The organism is Kistimonas scapharcae (genome assembly GCF_039540975.1).
GTDB classification, from domain to species: Bacteria; Pseudomonadota; Gammaproteobacteria; order Pseudomonadales; family Endozoicomonadaceae; genus Kistimonas; species Kistimonas scapharcae.
This window is the reverse complement of sequence record NZ_BAABFL010000016.1, coordinates 1-22,313: the sequence shown is the minus strand read 5'-3', so window position 1 is coordinate 22,313 and position 22,313 is coordinate 1. Positions and strand designations below refer to the sequence as shown.

Sequence of the window (22,313 nt, the reverse complement as noted above, 5' to 3'; positions counted from 1 at the left end):
CATTAGGGATGGTTTCAACGGGAACGGATTCCTGACTATGAGCCGCTGTCTGCAGCATTTTATCCTTATATTTGTCAGTCTTATGGCGTTTGCTTCAACGGCGACGGCTGATCTGGCTAAACAGCGGAAAGCCTTTCTGAGTGCTGAAAAAAGTCTTCAAAAAGGCCAGTCCTGGCAGCAAGAGTGGCACGCAACCCTCTCTGACTATCCACTTTTCCCTTATCTGGAAATACAGGCGCTTCGTCAACGGCTTTCCAAGGCATCGTCTGATGAGGTGGATACCTTACGGAATAAATATCCTGACTTACCAGCGATTCGGCAGCTGGAAGTGGCCTGGCTGGATGAATTAATCAGTCGGAAGCGGTGGTCAGACTATATCGCCAGTTATAACAGCATAAAGCCCCATGGATATCGTTATCAGTGTTACCTGACGCAGGGGCTGCTGGCTACGGGAAGCCGTCAGGATGCAATGACGTTGGCGGAATCGTTGTGGGTGGTAGGACACTCCCAATCCAAAGCCTGCGACCCGGTTTTTTCTGTGTGGCGCCAAGAGGGCCATCTGACGTCGGATTTAGCTTTCAAACGCTTCTGGTTAGCTGTGGAAGAGGGCAATATTACGCTGGCGCGTTATGTGAGTCGCCAGATTACAACTGAACAGCATAAGCAGAGTGTTGATCTCTTCTGGCAAATCAGACAGCAGCCCACAGTATTAACAAGGAATACTTTCTTAAGGCGTAATCTGGCGAATCGTGAAGCACTGCTGGTTTATGGTGTTAAACGCTTGGCGCGTCGCGATATCGCCCGTGCAGCGCGGGTTTGGATACGGGATCGCGAACGCTTCTTCATGAACGGTGACAGTAGAAAGTTACTAGATCAGTGGCTCGCCTTGCGTATCGCACAGAGTTTTGAACCCGATGCAGAAAAACTGATCAATTGGATTGATCCGATGTTTGCCTACCCGGAGGTGACAGAATGGCGGGTTAGGGTGGCGTTGGCAGATCAGGACTGGTCTCTTGTTTCGAACCTTATAGAGAAGTTACCTGAAGACCTGCAGTCAACGCCCCGTTGGCGCTATTGGAGCATGATGGCCCAAAGGCATATCTCACAGCCGGACAATACCTCTATCGTCACGCTTGCCCAGTTGGGTGGCAGTCGTAGCTTTTATGGTTTTCTGGCTGCAGAGTTGAATAACTCGGTGTTTGGTCTTGAACAGCGTGATGGCGTCCTTGATTCGGATACGGTACATGCCTTGAAGACCCGGCCCACTTTCCGGCGCATTGCAGAGCTTCGGACACTGAAACGTGAGTCTCTGGCTCGGCAAGAGTGGTATGCTGCGATGAAGCAACTGGATAAAGATGAGCGCCGACATGCCGCACGGCTGGCTCATCATTGGCAGTGGCACAACCAGGCCATTATGACGGCGGCAAGGGAGTCCATGTGGGATGAGTTGGGTATACGTTTTCCTGTCCCGGATCCCATGCCGTTGTTCGAGCGTAATGCGCAGGCATTCAGTGTTGACCCGTTGTGGTCATTGGCCGTTGCACGTCAGGAAAGTGCGTTTTACCCCAAGGCTCGGTCAGGCGCTGGCGCGAGAGGACTGATGCAATTGATGCCAGCAACGGCAAGGCTGACAGCCAGCAATTACGGCATTGCCTACAGGGCGGCCTATGACTTGTATCGACCCTCTGTGAATATTGCACTGGGTACAGCCTACCTGGCCGACATGAAAAAGCGATTTGAGGGTAATCGGGTGTATGCGACAGCTGCCTATAATGCCGGTCCCAGCCGGGTTAAACGGTGGATTGAGCAACGGGGTGATCTTCCGCTCGATATCTGGATTGAAACGATCCCCTTCAAGGAAACCCGGAACTATGTTCAGAATGTCCTGTCGTTTCGAGTCATTTTTGCCAGCCTGATGGGCATGCCCGTCAGGCTGTTTACGGATAATGAAATGAATCTGCTGGCTTATAATCAGTAAATTGTGGTGATTAGTCGATGGGAGCCAGCATCGTATCCATATTCGGCAGTTTTTTAATTGCCCCTATCTGTTGCAAGTAAGCGGCGTAGTTTTTAAAACGCTGTCGGTCAATAGCGGCTGGGCGTAGAGCAAAGCGGTTCACTGTATCCTTCCAGGCCATTTTGTTCAGGGGAGTGTCCAGGCCTCCTGGTGAATACGCGGCAAATGCTTTCCAGGCTTCATCCGGATGGTTGATGATGTATTGACTGCTCTTTTCTATCGCACGAAGGAAACGACGAATGATCGCGTTATCTGTTTCTTTGCTATTGGCGGCAAACAGAAGTTCCGAGTAGGGTGGCACTCCGAATTCTTCAACATAAAAGGCCTTCCCCTTGGCTCCTTCAATCGCGAGTTGATTCAGCTCGAAATTTCGATAACCGTCCAGAATGGCATCGACACGCTTGCTGAGCAGTGACCCAGTCAGAGCCCATCCCACATTGATGACGTTAACGTCTTTTGAACTTAAGCCGGATGAAGCAAGCATCACATCAAGTAGCTGTTTCTCATAGCCGCTGGACAGAGATACACCGATGCTTTTCCCTTTGAGGTCTTTCAGGGTTTGTATGGGGCCGTCTTCCAGCACAATCAGGCAGTTTAGCGGGGTTTCTATCAACGTACCCGCCCAGCGTACTGGTAGCTGGTTAAGAGAGGATTTCACCAGCTGCTCGCTGTAAATGACTGCCATATCAACTTCACCGGCTGCTAATAACTTGATGGGCAGGCTCGGTTCTGCAGGTTCCTGGATGGTAACCTCAAGGTTTTCCTCGGCAAAATAGCCGTTCTGCTGCGCAATAATGATGGGGCCGTGGTCGGGGTTGACGAACCATTCCAGCATGAGCGTAATTTTGTCCGGCTTGTCCTGTTTTTGTGGGGAAGGACTTGCCTGAGCATTGTTGGTCAGCACAGATAGCAGTGCCAATATTGTCAGAATTGAATATTTGATATGTCTCATGGTTTATATAGTGGCTTCAGTGGGGAGAGATAAACAGATCGACACCTTAGTGGTAAATGCTGGTTGTTTCAGGTTGCCAGGGCACAAGTTGCTTTGTTGCCCAATCAACCAGTATATAAAACATGATGGTGAAAGAGGCCAGGACAACCAGCGCTGCGAAAAGCTCACTGATCATCAGACGGGCATTGGCCTGTAACATGTAGTACCCAAGCCCGGCACTGGAGCCAACCCACTCACCCACCACCGCACCGATAGGCGCGATAACGACGGCAATACGCAGTCCTGCAGCGAGGATCGGTAGAGCTGCTGGCCAGCGGATGAAACGGAGTGTGCTGTACTGAGTAGCACCCATAGTTTGAGCCAGATCCAGCCATTCCTGCTGTGTATGGCGCAGGCCGTCATAACAACACATGGTTACCGGAAAGAATAACGCAATTGCTGCCATGGCGACTTTTGACGCTAGTCCGTACCCCAGCCACAACATCAGAACCGGTGCCAGAGCGAACGTGGGTATAGCCTGGCTGATAATTAATACTGGTAGAAGCCACCGGCCAAAGCGGCGGAAATAGAGTAGTGCAAGGGCAAAAGTGATACCGGCTACTACGCCAAGTAGTGTTCCTAGCAATATCTCACTGGCAGTAATCGCACTGTGATAAAACAGAATGCTGCGATGTTGATATAGGCTCAGCGCTACATCGCTCGGTTTTGGAAATATCCAGGCGGGCAGAGAGAGTGCAGTGACGAGTAGGTGCCAGATGAAAATCAACCCAGCAATGAGCACAATCATGCGCGTGATCCTGGTCCGCATGCTAGACGTCCTCTTGTCGAAGTTTTTCAAGGATATGGCCATGCAATGCCATCAGCTGCTCGTTGTCGAGAGAGCGAGGCGCTGAGCCTTGAGGGTATAGAGGCTCAGTTAGTGTGGCCGGGCTGCCTTGGAGATGATAGACCGAGTGCCCCAGACGCAGGGCTTCCAGTGGGTCGTGGGTGATCATGAGGATGGTTCTGTCCGCGAGTAATTCACTGGCCAGGTCCTGAAGCTTCAAGCGGGTTAACGCGTCCACAGCGGCAAAGGGTTCGTCCATCAGTACGAAAGGGCGGTCTTCCATGAGTGTACGTGCCAGCGCGACCCGCTGACGTTGACCGCCCGAAAGCTCTCTGGGGTAGGATGATGCCTGTTGCTGTAAGCCAACGGAGCGCAACAGGTGATGAGCTTGTTCAATTTTATCCTTCGATAGTGGTTCTTTTCTCAGGCGGCATCCCAGTGTTACGTTATCAATAACGGACAGCCAGGGCAGTAGTAAATCCTGTTGGGCCATCCATGCGACACGATGATGTACCGGCAAGCTATCCGAACTGGTGATATCACCATTGGCCTGGGCGCCATGGCCGAAGGCAAGTCCAGCAATCAAACGTAGCAGGCTGGATTTACCAACCCCACTGGCTCCCAGTAGGCAGGTCCACTGATTAGCAGGGAGCGTTAAGCACAAATTCGTAAAGATGGGTTTGTTGCTATAGGAGAGCGACGCATTCTTAATGTGAAGATTTGGCATGGTATTGGGGCTAACGCCTTATGAGCTTGCATCAGTTGAGCAAGTATTCAGGCTGATTTTTATCGCAATGAATTCAATCGATTATGGCCACCTGCTTAGAAGAGCAATGCTTTACGTCAAGTGTGCTGGCGGTGGTTGTTTGTCGTGGAAGCCCCATTCGCTTAAAACAGTTTGCTGTGGGGCTTACGAGGTTACGTCTCAGGCGGGCTCTGCTTCTGCAACCGGCTGCTGAGTTTTGTTGGACGATTTCGATGACTGTGCCGTTTCAAGTTGTTCTTTCAACTCGTCACGTTCTTTGTTGCTGACCTCAAGCTCCGCTGTGACTTCGTCAATGCGACGCTTGCGTTCACGGCTTTCTTTACTGATTTGATCAACCAGTTTCTTTTGCTTTTTCAATTCCTGGCTGGCATCGTTGAATTTCTTCTTGAGCTTTTCAGGTTCCAGCGCTTTGAGCGTCTTCTGTTCACGCTTCAGCTTATTGGTCTCTGTTTCCAAGGTTGCCAGCTTTTTCTCGGCGGTTTCAAGCTTGCGGCGTAAGCTACTCGCATCCTTCTCATTGGTGCTGGCAGAGGATTGCGCTAACGCAAGCCCATCCTTCATGCTGCGGTTATCATCAAATAACTCGCTATTTCTGCCCTTGAGTTTTTCGTTTTCTACTTCAAGGGTTTGAACCCGGCTTTTCAGCTGTGTGAGTTCATCCCGGATACTCTTTTCGTTGGACTCGTAGATTTTCCTGATTTTCTCATCGACGCTCAGATAGTATTCGAGTCGGTTTGCTAGCTCAGCGCGAAACAGCTGCTCACTCATGGATAAGATGGCTTCCTTAGAGAATGGTCTTTAACGGAAAGGGTTCAGGTCTTCGAAACAGCAAGAAGTGTAATCCTTTGACTGTTGCATAACAACGTAGCTATAAGATAGGCATTGTAGACGAAGTTTATCCAATTTCCCAACATATTTCCTTAAATTAAGCAATTCGTAGTCGCCAACGCGTATTTGTGAAATCTATCGGTCATTGGTGGCTGTATAAAAAAACAGTATGTTGTTTAGGGAACTGATTCATTGAAAAAGAAGGTGTCAAATAACGGGCAAAAGTGAGTGCGAGTGTTATTGAACAAGTTACCTACGACAGCTATTTGATACGGTAATAGATAAACTGAATAAATGTTCATCATGCCATAAGAAACTTATTTATTCTGATGAATATAAGGAACGCAGTCATAGTTGAACTGTTGCACGGATGCTACAGGTTATTCCATGGATTCGTCTTCACCCCAACAAGCCTCTACCGCCGGTTCAGAACGGTTTTCTGATCCGTTGTTGCTTTGCCTGGTCAAAATCTGTCGACTCTATGACAAAGCTGACAGTCTGGAGGCCATTACGGCAGGCTTGCCGATAGCGGATGAACCGTTCAGCGTCGACTTGTTTAACCGTGCTGCTGAACAGATTGGCTTTGTCACGCGGCAGATCCGAAAGAAACTGCTCGATATTCCTCGTTTGGCCTGCCCGGCAGTATTACTGCTAAGAAATGGCCAGGCCTGCGTTCTTATGGACATCAATCACCAGGAACAGATGGCGAGCCTGGTGATTCCGTCGGTTAGTGAGGATGTTCAGGATATTGCGTTTGAGCGGCTCGCTGAAGAATATCTCGGTGTCATGTTGTTGCTCAAGCAGAAGCACCGGTTTGATGAGCGCTCACCCTCAGTGCTGGATGACAATGGCAAGCATTGGTTCTGGAGTGCGCTGACGGTCTCTTTACCGCTATATAAAAGCGTGCTTCTGACTTCGATTATGATCAACTTCCTGGCTATCGTCAGCCCGATCTTTGTCATGAATGTCTATGACCGGGTCGTGCCCAACAATGCCTTTGAAACACTCTGGGTGCTGGTGACCGGCGTTTTGATTGCCTTTGGTTTTGATTTTCTGGTCAAGTGGCTGCGCTTTTATGCACTCGACAAGGCAGGAAAGAAGGCTGATATCATTTTGTCGTCAAGAATCATGAGTCAGGTTCTGGGGCTGGAAATGACGTCGCGACCCAGCTCTGTAGGCTCATTCGCCAGAAGTATGCAGGATTTTGAAAGTATTCGGGATTTTATCGCCTCATCAACCATTGCCAGTCTGATCGATATACCCTGTGCCATCATCATTCTGACCGTCATCGGTATTCTCGGCGGGTGGCTGGTGGTGATTCCCATTGTGGCAATGGTTTTGATTGTTTCCTATTGCCTGATTATCCAGCCAGCTTTGCGCAACTCCATTGAAAAAACCTACCGCTCTTCTTCGGCAAAAAACGCCACGCTGATTGAAAGCCTGATCGGTCTGGAAACCATTCAGCTATACGGCGCGGAGTCCAAAATCCAGCATGAATGGGAGAAGCATATTGGATTCCTCGCCAAGTGGGGCGTTAAGAGCAAGATGCTGAGCCACTCTACGTCGATGGTGGCGGGTTTTATCCAGCAATGCAGTACGGTCGTTTTGATTGCAACAGGTGTCTATTTGATTAGTGACCATACCTTGTCGATGGGAGCACTGATTGCCTGCAATATGCTGGCAGGCCGTAGTATGGCCCCCATGTCACAGTTGGTCAGCCTGCTGACCCGTTTTTACCAGTCAAAAACGGCGCTGGCTGGGCTGGACAACATCATGAATATGCCCAAGAGGCGTAGCCCGGACAGGCAGTATGTCAATCTTGATAATATTACGGGGGATCTCGAGCTGGAGCAGGTGACCTTCACTTACCCTGACCAGAAACTCAACACCCTGGAAGACATCACGCTTTCTATCAAGGCTGGTGAAAAGGTTGGGATTATTGGTCGTATTGGTTCAGGAAAGTCGACCCTCGGAAAGATGTTACTGGGCCTCTACCCGCCGAGCAGTGGCTTGATTCGTCTTGATGGGCTGGATGCAACACTTATTGACCCGGTGGCGCTGCGTAAGGCGGTTGGCTGCGTACCTCAGGATATCAACCTGTTTTATGGTACTGTCCGGGAAAATATCACGTTAGGTGCGGGCGCGGTTGACGACGAAACGGTTGTCAGGGCGGCCAAGATGGCAGGGGTCACAGACTTCACCAATATCCACCCGGAAGGTATGGATATGCCCGTCACTGAGCGTGGGGCGAACCTGTCGGGCGGTCAGCGCCAGGCGATCGCGGTTGCCCGAGCGTTTATGCACGATCCTTCCATTGTGGTGCTGGATGAACCAACCAGCTCCATGGATCATAAATCTGAGCAGCTCATCAAGGAGCAACTGCAAAAGTATTGCAGCAATAAAACGCTTGTACTTGTTACACACCGAATGTCATTACTGGACCTGGTTAATCGCCTGATCGTCATTGACCGGGGGCGAATTGTTGCGGATGGCCCGAAAGTTCAGGTCATGGAAGCGCTAAAACACGGAAAAATTGTGATCAGTTAGCCTGATAACCATGAGCACACTATTAAATAAGTTAGGTCAGATGATTATTGCTACAGCAACCCGGCTGAAGGCCTGGAGTCTCAGGCTGGTGATGTTGCCTGTCGACATGATTAAGAAACTGATAAAGAATCCGCGTGCCATCAAAAACTTTTTCTCTCGCTCGGAAGAGAGTGAGTTTAAATCGGAATCCATCGAGGTGTCCCTTCAGGATTCATCTTACATAACGGTCTTTGTCAGTATTACCGGTACTGCATTGATCGTAATTGCTTTGACGTGGGCTTCCTACGCGGAATTGGATGAGATCACGCGCGGAGCAGGCACGGTGATTCCCTCGTCTCGATTGCAGATCGTAGAAAATCTGGAAGGGGGTATTATCAAAAAAATCTACGTGAAAGATGGCGACCAGGTACGTGCTGGTCAACCGCTTTTACAGTTGGATGATGTCCATTTTTCTGCCAAGTTTCGAGAGAATGAGCTGGAATACTTCAGTGAGTTTGCCAAAGTCGTTCGTCTTGAGGCTGAGGTGAATGGTGAGAGCCTCAATTTTCCCGAGGAATTGAGCGGCTATCTCGAATATATCCATCGTGAGCGCGATTTTTATGATAGCCGCAAGCGTACCCTAGACCAGGGGTTGATGATTGCGGAGCAGGAAGTCGCCAAGATTTATCAAGAGCTCGAATCGATCAAGGCGAAGCATTCCCACCTTGAAAAAAGCTATGCCTTGATGAAAAAGGAGTATGACCTCACAAAGCCGATGGCGGATGAGGGGGTTGTTTCCAAGGTTCAGTTGTTGCGATTAGAGCAGAAGGTCAGTGAGATTGAAAGTCAGTTGGCGGATGCCCGGCACTCTATACCAAAACTTGAAGCTGCATGGAATCAGACCAAGGGTAAGCGGGAGGAGTTGAGCTTGCAGTTTCGCGAAAAGGCCATTGAGGAGATAAAGACTGCAGAGTTGAAGTTGGCGCAATTAACGGTCAACCGGAACTCGTTGAAAGACAGGGTGGCAAGAACCATTGTCCGCTCTCCTGTTGATGGTGTCGTGAAGAAAATTCATATCAACACGATTAGTGGTGTGGTTGATCCCGGAATGGAGCTGGTTGATATCATTCCTGTTGATGATTCGTTACTGGTTGAAGTCAAGGTGCCCGCGAAAGATATTGCATTTCTGCGTCAGGATCTGAAGGCCATGGTCAGATTTACCGCTTATGATTTCACTGTTTATGGCGGGTTGACAGGGGAGGTTGTTCATGTGAGTCCCGATGCGCTGGAAGAAGAGGATGGTAGCTATTATTACCTGGCCCAAGTCAGAACTGAAAAATCGTATTTTGGTACTAACGAAAAACAACTGCCCATCATTCCAGGCATGCAGGCTGAAGTCGATATTATGACGGGAAAAAAAACGGTTCTGGAATATTTAATGAAACCGATTCTAAGAGCCAGAAAAGTGGCGCTGACAGAACGATAAAAGGAAACGCTAATTAACCGATATTTGTTTTAGGTATTCATTTATTTTTCGCTAGTGACGTGTGTGGTGTGTGAGTCAATAGGGAAAGCGTTCTGCCCTTCAGGGAATTCGTATGATTAACAGGCGCTTAATAATACAAAATCTGTCAATCTGGTTGGTATCAGCCTGGATTACATCTTCCAATGCGACAACATTGGAGGAAGTGATACTTATTACCCTGAAAGAACACCCTGATATTCTTGCCGCCCAGAGCCGTGTGAATACTGAAAGCCTTAAAGCAGATCAGAGTGAAGCCGGCCTGTATCCGACAATGGATCTCAGTGCCGCCATTGGTGTTCAGCGAAAAGATAGTCCCAGTACACGTAGTAATGGTAATGATAAAGATAATATAGAGCGAAATGAGTCTTCGCTCATTGTTCGCCAAAATGTGTTCAAGGGGTTCGAAACCATTCGTCGTATGGAGCAATATGACCATGGGGCGAAAGCCAGAGAATATGAGTCGCTGAATACGCAGGGATCTATTGCACTAAAGGTGGCTGAAGTTTATATCAGTGTTCTTGAGAAGAAGAAACAACTTGAACTGGCAGAGAGTAACAGGGATCTGCATGAAAAAACCAAAAAACAGATCACGAGTTTGTTTAATCAGGGGCTAGCGAGTGAATCCGATCTGGCCCAGATTAGTGGTCGAACCTCTCAATCCAGAGCGTTTGTCGTAGGCGCGAAAAGTGAACTTAATAGGGCGTTGAGCAGTTATATTGCAGTGGTTAATCGTAAAGCTGAAAACCTGTTGATGCCAGAGGTGCTCAAACTTGGGTTCAAGACGTTGGATCAGGCAATGAATCAACTGGATGTACATCCTCTGATGCGAGCCTCACAGGAGCAGGTTAACAGTGCAGATGCGGCTTACCAGGCTAGCCAGAGTGTTTATTATCCCAGTGTGAATGTTGAATTTACCCATCAGAGGAGTCGTGATGCGGACGGTGTGACCGGGCATGATGAAAGCTCTGTGGCCAAATTGAGCATGTCATACAATTTGTACCGTGGTGGGGCAGATCTGGCGCTGGTGGGACAGGCAGCATCGCAGGCGCAGTTAATCCGTGCGGAAAGGCAGAAAACGCATAGACGACTCGTGTTAGAGCTCAAGCAAGCCTGGTATCTGTATGAGTCATTAACACAGCAAAAGCCCTATTTACAGGAACATGTTAATAACAGTATTAAAACGTTGAATGCGTACACCAAGCAGTTTGACCTGGGGCAGCGTACCCTGGTGGATGTCTTGAATACCGCGACGGAATTGTATCAGGCCAGAAAAACGTTCGTTAGACATGAATTTGATATCATGTTGTCAAAGTTTCGTTTACTGAATGCGGCGGGTCAGTTAATGGAACGACTCAAGCTTTCCTCGATTCAAAATAAGCAGGAAGGGTGATAAGGAATAAAAAAAACACGCAATAAACTGGCCCGTATCAATCGGGCCAAGCCTTCGATTTTAATCAAATTCGATCATTAATTTTTCTTGGGCCAAGATAGTGCCCAGGTACATTGTTGTTGGTAGTCTGGCTACCGTATGATTCTAAATTTTGCAGGAAGTCTGTCGGGATCAGGTGTCGGATTGCATCCCTTTCTTCCAGAAGCTCCTGTTCCGTGATTTTGAAGTAATCCCTTGAAAGGTCGTTCAGTGTCAGGCCATTGATAATCTGATACCTGCCATAATTGCATCGCACTGGATAGGAGAAAAATATGCCTTTTTCGACATCATAGCTGCCATCACTCATGACACTCATGCTGACATAGTCGTTTTGTCGCGTGCCATGTACCCAGTCATGCATATGATCAATGATCGCCTGTGCGGCTGACGATGTGCTGGAGTGTCCGCAAACCTGGATGATTTCCGCACCACGCTTCTGTATGCGTGGGATATAGGAGTTGCGATACCACTCGGTGTCAATCTGTGGCATGACAGGGTTTCCATGCATCATTGCGTGGTGGAGATCGGGGTACATGGTCGGTGAGTGATTGCCCCAGATTATCACTTTTCGAATATCCTGCGGGTTACAGGATTTCTTACTGGACAGAATGCCAACGGCTCGATTGTGATCCAGGCGGGTGAGCGCGCTGAATTGTGTAGGGCTCAAGTCGGGGGCATTGCTGCAGGCAATTAATGCATTGGTGTTGGCCGGGTTGCCGACCACCAATACCCGGACATCCGGGTTGGCGTAGCGATTGATCGCCTGGCCCTGCACGGAAAATATTTCGGCGTTTGCCGTCAGCAGGTCACTACGCTCCATGCCTTGTGCGCGAGGCCTCGCACCGATAAGAATCGCATAATGTGCGCTAGAAAAACCGCTGTCCGGGTTGTCATGCAGACTGATTGAATGCATCAGTGGATAGGCGCAGTCTTCCAGCTCCATGGCGATACCCCGAAGAGCATCGATGGCTTGGGGGACTTCGATCAATTGGAGATAAACCGGCTGGTCTTTACCAAACATGTCGCCGGCGGCGATCCTGAAGAGCAGGGCTCGGCTGATGCTTCCCGCTGCGCCGGTAACGGCGACACGCACAGGTTTCTTCATAGGGGGATTAACCTTCGTTGAAGTGAAACGGGCAGAGGGAAGTGTAGTCAAGAGAACGGGGTAGTCAGTGGATGACTACCCCGTTTTAACGGAATGACGGGTTTATTTCCCGACGCGAACGGCCAGAACATCACAGGTAGCACCGTGGAGAATGCTGGTGGATGTTGATCCAAGGATCAGTGCCAGACCATGCCGGCCATGGCTGCCAACGACAATGAGGTCAATATCATGTTCTTCGGCGATGCGGTGAACTTCCCGTTCAGGACGACCGTACACTACGTGCTGATCGCCTTTTTCGATATTGATTTTGCCAGCCAGTTTGTTGATCCGCTCGCGGGCTTGCTGGGTGATCTCATCCTGCAGTGTGGTCAGGTCGAGGGGGATATCGCTGCCGTAGGCGACACTGAGGGGCTCCACGACATGGACCAGGGTCAGCCGGGCGTCATTGGCTTCGGCGATAGCCTGGGCCTTGTTCAGCACTTCATCAGCTTCCTCGGTCAGGTCGACAGCTACCAGAACGTGCTTGTACAGGCTCATTGTATGTTCCTTTTCCGGTTCGTAAAGAGGCTATTCCTGATGTCTATCCGCCCGATTTTGCCGACAGGCCTTGCCCGAAACCGAGACATGCAGGCAGACTTACATCAACATACTAAAACAAAATGCTGAGAAGTGTATGACCTGGCTCATAGTTTTACTGATTTTGGCAGTGATTGCAGGGAATCTGATGTGGCTGATGCCGTCGAAGAGGGAACGTCAGCAAATGGCATTCCGGCAGGCGGCTATTAGCCAAAAAATGAATGTCAGTGAGTGCAGGGAACTGGAGAAACTGCCTGATGTCTGTGACACGGAAGCTCACTGGATGGAGTATGTCCTGCCAACCGAACGTTCGTTGAATATCCATATTCCAATCGTTCTCAAGCGTATGAAAAATCATGCCTGGGTATTGCCTGATGCGCTGAATCAGCCAGCTATTGCTGGATTACTTGAAGTGCTCCCGTCAGGCGTTGTTCAGATCACTATCCGGCAAATGAGTGTGGTCGCTTTATGGGATGAACGGGGTGATAAAAATACCATTGATCAGCTTCATGCTGTTTTGATCTCACTGCGAGATACCTATCTCTAACCATTAGATGTTAAAAGGCGATGATGCTGTAGCCGGTGAATAGAACTGCTATTTTGCAGGACATTCTGTTCGGTTCTTCAGGTTGCCGGTGTCGGTAAATACCTAAATCGCCCTTGACATTACCTAGCTTTTCCGTGAAGGTTTCACACCGGATTCAAACGGTCGTATGAATTGCATATGATCCTTTGTCAGAACACGAACAGGTGGCCAGGGAATGGCAGTGAAAAAATCCTTCAATGCCCGGTGCGGACCTTGGCTGCAGCGGGTTGTTGTACAGGCCTAGAGTGTCGCACAAACGTGGAGAAACGTTCATGATTTACGAAGGCCAGGCCATCACCGTCACGTTGCTGGATGATGGCATTGCTCAGCTGAATTTTGACCTGCAAGGGGAGTCCGTCAACAAGTTCAACCAGACCACTCTGAAAGAACTGCATGAGGCCACTGATGCCATCAGGGCCAGCAGTGATGTCAAGGGTGTGGTTGTTACCAGTTCCAAAGACGTCTTTATCGTCGGTGCCGATATCACTGAGTTTACTGATACCTTTGCCCTGCCTGAAGAAGAGTTGATGGGCTGGGTGCTGAAAGCCAATGCGGTGTTCAGTAACTTTGAAGATCTGCCGGTGCCCACTGTGACTGCCATCAACGGCATGGCTCTGGGCGGTGGATTTGAAATGTGTCTGTCGTCTGATTATCGGGTGATGTCCACCAAGGCCAAGGTGGGTTTACCGGAAGTTAAGCTGGGTCTGTTCCCGGGCTTCGGGGGAACGGTTCGCCTGTCCCGTGTTGTGGGTGCAGACAACGCCATTGAGTGGATCTGCATGGGCAACGAGAACCGTGCGGATGCTGCGCTGAAAGTGGGTGCGGTTGACGCGGTCGTTGAACCCGAGCAACTGCTGGAAGCGGCCATTGACCTGGTTAAGCGCGCAGGAGCGGGTGAGCTGGATTATCTGGTCAAGCGCCAGGAAAAACTGGAAGCGGTCAAGCTGCCCCCCATGGAGCAGATGATGGCGTTTAATTCGGCCATCGGTTTTGTTGCCGGTAAGGCTGGCCCTAACTATCCAGCGCCGGTTGAAGCCATCAAGGTCATGCAGAAGCATGCTGGCAAGAAACGTGATCAAGCCATTGAAATTGAAGCAAAAGGCTTCGTTAAAATGGCCAAGACTTCCGTGGCCGGCAACCTGATCGGCCTGTTCCTGAATGATCAGGCGTTGAAGAAGACCGCTAAGGCTTACGAGAAAAAAGCCAAGCCCGTTAAACAGGCCGCTGTACTCGGTGCTGGTATCATGGGCGGTGGTATTGCCTATCAGTCTGCCTACAAAGGCACGCCGATCATCATGAAAGATATCAATCAGGCCGGTATTGATCTGGGCCTGAATGAGGCAAAGAAGCTGCTGGTCAAGCGGGTCGAGCGTAAGAAGATGGATGCGGCGAAGATGGGGGATACCCTGAACCGCATTGTGCCCACCCTGTCTTACGGCGATTTCAAAGAAGTTGACGTTATCGTCGAAGCTGTTGTCGAAAACGTCAAGGTCAAGCATGCCGTTCTGGCTGAAGCTGAGAAGCAGATTCGTGATGATGCAATCCTGACTTCGAATACTTCAACAATCTCCATCAATACGCTGTCAGAAGCGCTGGATCGTCCAGAAAAATTCTGTGGGATGCACTTCTTTAACCCCGTGCACATGATGCCGCTGGTGGAAGTCATTCGTGGCGAGAAGACCAGTGAAGAAACCATTGCCACTGTGGTCAGCTATGCCAAGGCCATGGGTAAGACGCCGGTTGTTGTGAATGACTGCCCGGGCTTCCTGGTGAACCGTGTCCTCTTCCCTTACTTCGGCGGCTTTGCCGGACTGCTGCGTGACGGTGCTGACTTCCAGCAGGTCGACAAGGTCATGGAACGCTTTGGCTGGCCAATGGGCCCTGCTTACCTGATGGATGTCGTTGGTATTGATACCGGTGTGCATGCTGAAGGCGTCATGGCAGACGGCTTCCCTGACCGCATGAAGCGTGACTTCAAAAGCGCGGTTGATGTGATGTTCGAAAACAACCGTCTGGGCCAGAAGAATAATCTTGGTTTCTACAAGTACGAAACCGATAAGCGTGGCAAGCCGAAGAAAGTCGTTGATGAAAGCACCTATGAGCTGATTGCGCCGGTATGTGCGGATCGTCGTGACTTTGAAACGGATGAAATCATTGCGCGTATGATGATCCCGATGTGTCTGGAAGTGGTTCGTTGCCTGGAAGACGGCATCGTTCAGACTGCGGCGGATGCTGACATGGGCCTCATCTTCGGTATTGGCTTCCCGCCATTCCGCGGTGGTGCGCTGCGTTATATCGATGAAATGGGCGTTGCTGAGTTTGTTGCCCTGGCTGACAAGTATGCGGACCTCGGACCGCTGTACCAGGCAACCGAAGGACTCCGGAAAATGGCCGCTGAAGGGAAAACCTTCTTTTAAGGTTGTTCAGGATATTCCGTAACAGATAACGCCTGGCCCGGCCTGTTCCGGGCCTGATAAGAATTCAGGAGCAAACGACATGAGTCTGAATCCGAGAGATGCGGTGATCGTCGATGCGGTCCGCACACCGATGGGTAAGTCCAGAAATGGACAGTTTCGTAATGTTCGGGCAGAAAAGCTGTCTGCCGAGCTGGTTGAGGCCCTCAAGGCACGTAACCCGAACTGGAACACCCGCGAAACAGAAGATGTGATCTGGGGCTGTGTAAACCAGACCAAAGAGCAGGGCATGAACATCGCCCGTAATATCGCGATGCTGGCGGATCTGCCCCGTGAAGTGGCAGCACAGACTGTTAACCGCCTGTGTGGCTCTTCCATGCAGGCGCTGCATACTGCGGCCATGGGCATCGCTACCGGTAATGGTGATGTGTTTGTGGTTGGCGGTGTAGAGCACATGGGCCACGTAAAAATGGATCATGGCATCGACCTGAACCCGGAAGGTTCCAAGCATTACGCGAAAGCGTCCAACATGATGGGCCTGACAGCTGAAATGCTGGGCCGTATGCATGGCATTAACCGTCAGCAGCAGGATGAATTCGCGCTGCGTTCCCACAAGAAGGCCTGGGAAGCGACCGTAGAAGGTCGCTGGAAGAATGAAATCGTAGCCATCGAAGGTCATGATGCCAACGGCTTCAAGGTGAAGTGCGAGATCGATGAGGTTATCCGTCAAGACGCCACTCTGGATGCATTGAGTAGCCTTAAGCCGGTCTTTGACCCGAAAGTCGGTACTGTGACTGCAGGGTCTTCTTCAGCGCTGTCTGACGGCGCTGCTGCACTGCTGGTAATGTCTGCGGAGCGCGCACAGGCGGCAGGATTGAATATCCGCGCCAAGATTCGTTCCATGGCTGTGGCGGGCTGTGAAGCGGCGATCATGGGTTATGGTCCCGTGCCGGCTACCAAGAAAGCATTGAAGCGCGCTGGTTTGTCCATTGAGGATATTGATTATTTTGAGCTGAATGAAGCGTTTGCGGCGCAGGCATTGCCCGTTGCCAAAGATCTCAAGCTGCTCGATAAGATTGATGATCGTGTCAACCTCAATGGTGGTGCGATTGCATTGGGCCATCCGCTGGGCTGTTCCGGTGCGCGGATCACTGGCACCCTCCTGAACGTGCTTGAGTGGAAAGACGGCACCCTGGGACTCGCGACCATGTGTATCGGCCTGGGGCAAGGCATTGCTACGGTGATCGAGCGCGTATAAGTCGTTGTCCAAAAGTGTGAAATAAATCAGACCCCGGTAACCTTTTGCCGGGGTCTGTTGTTTTTACCCTGACAAATAGAGTAGAGTTTTCCGCCGAAAAAGATCGCTGTCCGTGGGGACGATTGATTGTCTCATTGTTCTGGAAAACGCTATCCATTCAGCTGTCTGGCATGACAGCAAGTGACGGGGGATGGTTGTGTTGTCAGTGTTTCAATCCGTACTGTTATTGGCGTATCTCGCATTGATTCACTAGATTCGGTTTTAACAGTGTTTGCATTCGTACGGTGAAGAAGGTATCCCTTAATTGATTTGGCAGGGTAGCTTTTGGGGCTGGTTTGTTGGTAAAACAGATAAAACGCTTTTGAATCAGTCACCTGGCTCGCTTTCTTGACCCGGCGTATGTTAAACCTTATATATTGACGCGATCTGCATAGCTCCCCTGTCCCGATCTGAACCGTGAGGCAGGAACCCGCAACAGGATGTGAAAAACAGTATGGGTAAATCACTGGTCATTGTGGAGTCGCCCGCCAAGGCGAAAACCATCAACAAGTACCTGGGAAAAGACTTTATCGTCAAGTCCAGTGTCGGCCATATCAGGGATCTTCCGGTCAGCGGCAGTGGTTCTCGCACGCCTGTTGATCCGAAAGCGCGGGCGAAGGCAGCGGCTGAAACCCGCAAAATGACACCTGAGCAGAAAGAAAAGCATAAGAAGAAGAAAGCGCGTGAGCAGCTGATCGGCCGGATGGGTATTGATCCTGAAAACGGCTGGGATGCGCACTACGAAGTACTGCCGGGCAAAGAAAAAGTGGTCGATGAACTGCGTCGTTTGGCCCAGGCCGCTGAAACCGTTTATCTCGCAACGGATTTGGATCGCGAGGGAGAGGCCATTGCGTGGCACCTACAGGAAACCATCGGTCCTGATGTAGCCGACTATCGTCGTGTCACATTCAATGAAATTACAAAGAGTGCGATTAATGAGGCTTTCCAGAGCCCCGGTCGTCTGAATATAGATCGCGTCAATGCGCAACAGGCACGGCGTTTTCTTGATCGTGTCGTGGGCTACATGGTTTCACCATTGCTTTGGGCCAAAATAGCTCGAGGTCTTTCTGCTGGGCGTGTTCAGTCAGTTGCCGTCCGCTTGATTGTTGAGCGCGAACGCGAAATCAGAAAGTTCGTACCTGAAGAGTTCTGGGAAGTGTATGCGGATCTTGCCACGGGTAGTGGTGACGCGGCACGATTCCAGGTCACCAAAGAAAATGGTGAAAATTTCCGTCCTGTAAGCAAATCGCAAACCGATGCTGCGCTCGCTTTATTGAAGTCTGCGGGTTATGCGGTACGTGCGCGGGACGACAAGCCGACGACTACTAAAGCGCCGGCGCCATTTATCACTTCTACTCTTCAGCAGGCCGCCAGTACGCGGCTGGGATTCAGTGTCAAGAAGACTATGACCTTGGCGCAGCGTCTCTATGAGGCGGGGCATATTACGTATATGCGAACCGACTCAATTAATTTGAGTGCTGAGGCAGTGGCATCTGCGCGTGATTATATTAATGGTCGTTTTGGGGATGATTATCTGCCCGATCAGCCCAATATCTATTCCAGTAAGGATGGTGCACAGGAAGCTCACGAAGCAATACGGCCTTCTGATGTTGAAGCCTCACCGGGTACCTTGTCCGGACTGGAGAAAGATGCAGAACGTTTGTATGACTTAATCTGGCGGCAGTTTGTTGCCTGTCAGATGGTGCCTGCACGGTATTTGAGTACCAGTATCACTGTTGAGGCAGGACAGTTCGAACTGAAAACCAAGGGACGTACGCTGAAATTTGATGGTTTCACCCGGGTTCTTCCTCCACTGTCCAAGAAAGGTGAAGACGTAATTTTGCCGGATATCCAGCCTCAGCAGAGGCTGAACCTTAATAAGCTGGATCCTCGTCAGCTGTTTACTCGTCCTCCTGCACGCTTTTCTGAGGCAGCGCTGGTCAGGGAATTAGAGAAGAGGGGTATTGGCCGTCCATCGACCTATGCGTCGATTATTTCAACGATTCAGGATCGTGGTTACGTATCACTGAAGAATCGACGGTTTTATGCAGAAAAAATTGGCGATATAGTCACAGACCGTCTGGTAGAAAACTTCCATGATCTTCTGGACTACAGCTTCACAGCGAAAATGGAAGAGAGTCTGGATGAAGTGGCGGAATCCCAAAAAGAATGGAAGCAGCTGCTTGATGCCTTCTACGCAGAATTCAAGCAGAAGCTGGAACAGGCTGAGCAGACCGATGGAGGTATGCGCGCTAACGAGCCGGTACTGACAGCCATTGAATGTCCGGCCTGCGGTCGTCATATGCAGATCCGTACAGCAAGTACAGGTGTATTTCTGGGATGTTCTGGTTACACCTTGCCGCCGAAAGAACGCTGCAAGACTACGATCAATCTGGTGCCAGGTGAAGAAGCTATCAATGCTGATGACGAGAACGCAGAAGTGAATGCGCTCCGTGCCAAGCATCGATGTGGCAAGTGTGGCACCGCGATGGACAGCTACCTTATTGATGAACAGCGCAAGCTGCATATCTGTGGTAATAACCCGGATTGTGACGGCTATGAAATTGAAAAGGGACAGTTCAAGATCAAGGGTTATGAAGGCCCAACGCTGGAATGTGATAAGTGCGGTTCTGAAATGCAGCTGAAGAGCGGCCGGTTTGGTAAGTATTTTGGTTGTACCAACAGTGAGTGCAGCAATACTCGAAAATTACTGAAAAACGGTCAGCCAGCGCCGCCGAAAATGGATCCTGTGCCCATGCCGGAGCTGCGTTGTATCAAGGTGGATGATACCTACATTCTGCGTGATGGCGCGTCGGGCCTCTTTCTGGCGGCAAGCCAGTTTCCGAAAAACCGGGAAACCCGTGCTCCGCTTGTGAGTGAATTGATTCCTCACCGCAAGGCGATTGACAGCAAGTACCATTTTCTTCTGGATGCACCTGCTACTGATCCTGATGGTAATCCCAGTATTATCCGGTTTAGCCGTAAGACCGGTCAGCAATATATCATGACAGAAGTGGATGGCAAATCGACAGGTTGGCAGGCACATTATGAAGATGGTCGCTGGCAGGAAAAGCAAATCAAGAAGAAAAAACAGGCATGAAGCAGTCCGTGCGGGCCAGAACCAATCAGAAATTGTATATGGCTCGTCTCAATCTTGATCGCTGGGAGTCTTTGCTGACCAGCAATGCCTTGCCTGTTGAGGGTGAGGCATTCCGGGAAAGCTTCCTGTTTCATGCCGTTGGCGGTTATCGATCACTTTTGGCGGAAATGCTGGATGCTGCAGATATTGATGCCAGCGCCGAAACCGCCAATCAGGCAGCCGTAGTGGCTGAGAAATACGGTAAAACAGTGGCGGAATTGTCCGCACTGTTTCAACTTGAAGAAACTCAGGAAAGTTGGTTGTCGGCATTGTTGGTGAAATGGGATGGCTGCTGGCTACCTTCAGCTACAGGCATGGTTGAAAGTACACCTGTTGAATATATTCCCCTAAGGGATCACAGTAGTCATATAGTTAAATTTACCGATGCACCTGAAAGCTACCGAATGATTTACGAGTCATTGAAAGCAATGATTACCTGGGTCCGATCGCAAATGGTTGAATGGTGATGGCCTGCGGCAGTATGCTTTTTCGATTAAGCGTCAAGCCGACCATTCCCTAGCCGTACAATCAGGAAAGCAGTGTAGATGTCAGATGATTATGTGTTAGAGATTGTTGAGATTTCCGAGGGGGAGATTGTTTTAAGAACCCGCCATGATCACAAAACACTGTTAACCATGAAGTTTTCCTCAGATGTACTGGAATACCTGGATAACCGCTACCTGGATGTCGCCAAAGTCATGCTGAATGCCGGAATGCAGGCTGCAACCGGGGTCGATGAAGCAGAGGCGTCTCTGTTCATCGGGCGCAGACTGCACTGAGCAATTCAGGTAATGCGGGTTGTTGGGTGGCAGCTCGACGACCGCGAATCGCCAATGCATCCGATCTTCCCGAAATAGCGGCCTGTTCTAGCTTTTCAAGACCTTGCTCAGAGAGATCGTTTATCCAAGCTACGACCGTATGACTGTTGCCGCTACGCAATGCGCGACAGGCGAGATTTAGCGCCTGTTCAGGCGTATCAGCTGTCAGCATGAGCAGCTTGTTGGTATTCAGGTCGGCGTTTTTAAGCCAATGACTGATCTCACTGGTAAAGGCCGATGATGCAATCAAGGTAAGCCAGCGGTCATCGTGGTTACGTGTCAGTTGTGACAGGATAGGTGTGATCAGGCAGATGCTGAGGCTGCTGAAGGCAGGGGCAATGACTTCATTGACATGACCATACGGACGATCTTGCTGATAGCCGTCCTGGTTCATGTCGGATGATTGAGGGAGTCCGATTTCGTGCGGATGAAGCGTTTGTGGTTGAATCATCGAATACATCATCAGTCTCTCCAAAAAGCCCTGGTTTATCTTGCTAAAACTGTTTTATTGATCATCCGTATGCCTTAGTGGCGAATAACTCCGACACTCAGCCCTTCTATGGTGAGGTGGTCGGTTTTTAAATCGACTTCGATGGTGTTGAATTCCTCGTTTTCCGGGTGAAGCAAGACTTTGGCACCTTTTTTCTCAAACCGTTTTACAGTGACTTCATCATCGATACGGGCTACGACGATCTGGCCATTGTGAATATCAGATGTGCGATGGACTGCCAGCAGGTCACCATCCATGATACCGATGTCTTTCATACTCATACCCTTAACCCGCAGGAGGTAGTCGGCCTTTGGGTGGAAAAACTCCGGGTTGACCTTGCAGTGGTCTTCAATGTGTTCCTGCGCAAGGATCGGCATACCGGCTGCAACCTGGCCAATAATGGGTAAGCCTTCTGCTTCATGTCGATTGTCATCAGGGATGCGGATTCCCCGGGAAGCACCGGAAATGATTTCAATGGCACCTTTACGGGCCAGCGCGCGTAAGTGTTCTTCTGCGGCATTCGGGGAGCGGAATCCCAGCTCTTTGGCGATTTCAGCGCGCGTCGGGGGAAAGCCGGTGACTTCGATATGGGATTTTATGAGAGCCAGAATTTCTGCCTGACGGGGTGTGAGCTTAATCATGGCGCTACCTATTCTGTCGTTATATACAGTAACTGTGATTATATACAGTTGTTTTGTGGCTGCAATAAAAATGTTATCGGTAGGTTGTAGTGATCAGCCGTTTTCGTAGAAGAAAACAGTCCGAACAGAGATGATCTGTTATTAGGGTGTGTAATTTTGTACCCAGACATAAGGAATGAGATAGAAGGGAGTGGGCGGGTATATCTGCATGATCGTGGGTATAAATGGGTGAAAACCCAGTAACTGCAAGGGGTTGCAGACGACTGGCGTAGTCCAGATACACGATACTAAATGAGTGCGTATTCTGGCACAACTTGAACACCGATTCTGGTAACTCTTGAACACCCATTCTGGTAAGTCTTGAACACTGATTCTGGT

General features: G+C 50.0%; 18 protein-coding genes. 10 read left to right on the top strand and 8 right to left on the bottom strand.

The window, feature by feature from the left end; genetic code table 11:
- Positions 1 to 37 precede the first annotated feature (37 nt).
- Complete coding sequence (locus ABD892_RS01100; RefSeq protein ID WP_345192960.1) at positions 38 to 1,978, top strand: transglycosylase SLT domain-containing protein; 1,941 nt, start codon at positions 38 to 40, stop codon at positions 1,976 to 1,978.
- A gap of 10 nt (positions 1,979 to 1,988) precedes the next feature.
- Here the strand turns inward: ABD892_RS01100 and ABD892_RS01095 are convergent, their stop codons facing one another.
- From ABD892_RS01095 to ABD892_RS01080, 4 genes are all read right to left on the bottom strand, one after another.
- Positions 1,989 to 2,969: an ABC transporter substrate-binding protein gene (locus ABD892_RS01095; protein WP_345192958.1), complete on the bottom strand. Its 981-nt coding sequence runs from the start codon at positions 2,967 to 2,969 to the stop codon at positions 1,989 to 1,991.
- A gap of 46 nt (positions 2,970 to 3,015) precedes the next feature.
- Positions 3,016 to 3,756: an ABC transporter permease gene (locus ABD892_RS01090; protein ID WP_345192956.1), complete on the bottom strand. Its 741-nt coding sequence runs from the start codon at positions 3,754 to 3,756 to the stop codon at positions 3,016 to 3,018.
- Between the two features lie 22 nt (positions 3,757 to 3,778).
- A complete protein-coding gene (locus tag ABD892_RS01085) occupies positions 3,779 to 4,522 on the bottom strand; it encodes an ABC transporter ATP-binding protein (protein ID WP_345192954.1) in 744 nt (247 codons plus the stop codon).
- Positions 4,523 to 4,720: 198 nt separating this feature from the next.
- Positions 4,721 to 5,329: a hypothetical protein gene (locus ABD892_RS01080; RefSeq protein ID WP_345192952.1), complete on the bottom strand. Its 609-nt coding sequence runs from the start codon at positions 5,327 to 5,329 to the stop codon at positions 4,721 to 4,723.
- A gap of 447 nt (positions 5,330 to 5,776) precedes the next feature.
- On the opposite strand from ABD892_RS01080, the gene ABD892_RS01075 reads away from it, so the two are divergent.
- The 3 genes from ABD892_RS01075 to ABD892_RS01065 all read left to right on the top strand — a co-directional run bounded on the left by ABD892_RS01075 (position 5,777) and on the right by ABD892_RS01065 (position 10,830).
- A complete protein-coding gene (locus ABD892_RS01075; RefSeq protein WP_345192950.1) occupies positions 5,777 to 7,936 on the top strand; it encodes a type I secretion system permease/ATPase in 2,160 nt (719 codons plus the stop codon).
- A 10-nt stretch (positions 7,937 to 7,946) separates the two neighbouring features.
- Complete coding sequence (locus ABD892_RS01070) at positions 7,947 to 9,401, top strand: HlyD family type I secretion periplasmic adaptor subunit (protein WP_345192948.1); 1,455 nt, start codon at positions 7,947 to 7,949, stop codon at positions 9,399 to 9,401.
- Between the two features lie 112 nt (positions 9,402 to 9,513).
- Positions 9,514 to 10,830 carry a TolC family outer membrane protein gene (locus ABD892_RS01065; RefSeq protein ID WP_345192945.1) on the top strand — a complete coding sequence of 439 codons (1,317 nt, stop codon included), beginning with the start codon at positions 9,514 to 9,516 and terminating at the stop codon, positions 10,828 to 10,830.
- Positions 10,831 to 10,894: 64 nt separating this feature from the next.
- On the opposite strand, the gene ABD892_RS01060 is transcribed toward ABD892_RS01065, so the two are convergent.
- Together ABD892_RS01060 and ABD892_RS01055 are read right to left on the bottom strand one after the other, a co-directional pair.
- Entirely contained in the window at positions 10,895 to 11,974 is a 1,080-nt protein-coding gene (locus ABD892_RS01060; RefSeq protein WP_345192943.1) for a malate dehydrogenase, read from the bottom strand.
- 102 nt (positions 11,975 to 12,076) lie between these two features.
- Positions 12,077 to 12,511 (bottom strand): universal stress protein, encoded by a 435-nt coding sequence (locus ABD892_RS01055; protein ID WP_345192940.1) that lies wholly within the window; start codon positions 12,509 to 12,511, stop codon positions 12,077 to 12,079.
- A 136-nt stretch (positions 12,512 to 12,647) separates the two neighbouring features.
- Here ABD892_RS01055 and ABD892_RS01050 point away from each other — a divergent pair, with 136 nt between their 5' ends.
- From ABD892_RS01050 to ABD892_RS01025, 6 genes are all read left to right on the top strand, one after another.
- Positions 12,648 to 13,097 (top strand): hypothetical protein, encoded by a 450-nt coding sequence (locus tag ABD892_RS01050; RefSeq protein ID WP_345192938.1) that lies wholly within the window; start codon positions 12,648 to 12,650, stop codon positions 13,095 to 13,097.
- A 311-nt stretch (positions 13,098 to 13,408) separates the two neighbouring features.
- Positions 13,409 to 15,553 carry a fatty acid oxidation complex subunit alpha FadB gene (gene fadB, locus ABD892_RS01045; protein WP_345192936.1) on the top strand — a complete coding sequence of 715 codons (2,145 nt, stop codon included), beginning with the start codon at positions 13,409 to 13,411 and terminating at the stop codon, positions 15,551 to 15,553.
- A 79-nt stretch (positions 15,554 to 15,632) separates the two neighbouring features.
- Complete coding sequence (gene fadA, locus ABD892_RS01040) at positions 15,633 to 16,808, top strand: acetyl-CoA C-acyltransferase FadA (RefSeq protein WP_345192934.1); 1,176 nt, start codon at positions 15,633 to 15,635, stop codon at positions 16,806 to 16,808.
- Between the two features lie 493 nt (positions 16,809 to 17,301).
- Positions 17,302 to 19,947, top strand: coding sequence for a type I DNA topoisomerase (gene topA / locus ABD892_RS01035; RefSeq protein ID WP_345192932.1), 2,646 nt, complete (start codon positions 17,302 to 17,304; stop codon positions 19,945 to 19,947).
- A complete protein-coding gene (locus ABD892_RS01030) occupies positions 19,944 to 20,453 on the top strand; it encodes a DUF6586 family protein (RefSeq protein WP_345192930.1) in 510 nt (169 codons plus the stop codon). The genes topA and ABD892_RS01030 overlap by 4 nt, the downstream gene beginning before the upstream one ends.
- 78 nt (positions 20,454 to 20,531) lie before the next feature.
- The gene (locus tag ABD892_RS01025; RefSeq protein ID WP_345192928.1) at positions 20,532 to 20,765 is read left to right on the top strand and encodes a hypothetical protein; all 234 of its coding nucleotides are present in this window, start codon (positions 20,532 to 20,534) and stop codon (positions 20,763 to 20,765) included.
- Here ABD892_RS01025 and ABD892_RS01020 read toward each other — a convergent pair.
- Positions 20,743 to 21,255, bottom strand: coding sequence for a SulA-like leucine-rich domain-containing protein (locus ABD892_RS01020; protein WP_345192925.1), 513 nt, complete (start codon positions 21,253 to 21,255; stop codon positions 20,743 to 20,745). The genes ABD892_RS01025 and ABD892_RS01020 overlap by 23 nt on opposite strands.
- Positions 21,256 to 21,329: 74 nt before the next feature.
- Complete coding sequence (lexA, locus tag ABD892_RS01015) at positions 21,330 to 21,935, bottom strand: transcriptional repressor LexA (protein ID WP_345192923.1); 606 nt, start codon at positions 21,933 to 21,935, stop codon at positions 21,330 to 21,332.
- Positions 21,936 to 22,313: the final 378 nt, after the last annotated feature.